The sequence below is a fragment of the Dietzia sp. HMSC21D01 genome, assembly GCF_001815995.1.
Classification (GTDB): Bacteria; Actinomycetota; Actinomycetes; order Mycobacteriales; family Mycobacteriaceae; genus Dietzia; species Dietzia cinnamea.
Genome location: NZ_KV823703.1, coordinates 1 through 801, shown reverse-complemented (window position 1 = coordinate 801; position 801 = coordinate 1). Strand labels below are relative to the sequence as shown.

Here is an 801-nt window from a genome sequence, read left to right as displayed (position 1 = left end):
GGCGTCGCGGCGCAGCAGGAGGACGACGGCCACCCCGAGGGCGGCGCCGACCGCGGAGACGACGAACCCGAGCAGCGGCGTCCCGCCGAGCGAGGCCAGCGGCAGCAGGGGGCCGTCGGCCTGCCCGAACGCCAACCGGCCCCACGGGAAGCCTCCCCACGGCCAGGACGACCGGACCCACTCCCACACCGACCACCAGCCGGCCACGCCGAGCACCGCGCTGAGCGCGCGTGCGGCGGACCGCGGGCCGGGGTCGAGTCCGGCGCGCAGGATGACCACGGCGCCCGCGCCGAACGCGGCGAGGTAGAGGGCCTCGACCAGCGACAGGCCCCAGGAGGCGTAGGCGCCGACGTACATACCGACCCACGGGACCAACAGGAGGAAGAACGCCAGGCCGGAGACGAGGCCGAGGAGCGCGCCGGTGCGTGCCCGGGGCGGGTGGTCGCCGGAGGGGGCCATGACGACGACGAGGAGCGCGATCGCGAGAACCGCGGTCCACCACAGACCGATCGGGGGGAACGAGGCGGCCAGCAGCGCGCCGGAGGCGGCCGCGAAGGCCAGCCTGGTCATGAGGGGCATCAGACCGCGGGGCCGGCGGGCAGGCCGTCCACGACGAGCGCGCGGAGGACGGGGTCCGGGCCGGTGAGGTCGGGCATGGGCGGCACCCCCGACCGCGGGTCGGTGGACCAGCGCTGGACGGCGTCGTCGGCCGCGACCACGACCAGCTCGCCCGTCTCCCAGCGCGCGAAGGTGGCGGGCGTACCCGGGGTGAGGGTGCCGGCCGCGCCGTCGCGGGCCCCG

General features: G+C 77.7%; 2 pseudogenes. Both read right to left on the bottom strand.

The features are described from left to right. Nucleotides 1-570 (bottom strand): annotated as a pseudogene (locus tag HMPREF3086_RS02375) (apolipoprotein N-acyltransferase); the annotation flags it as partial. Nucleotides 571-578: 8 nt separating this feature from the next. Beyond that, nucleotides 579-801 (bottom strand): annotated as a pseudogene (locus HMPREF3086_RS02370) (amidohydrolase); the annotation flags it as partial.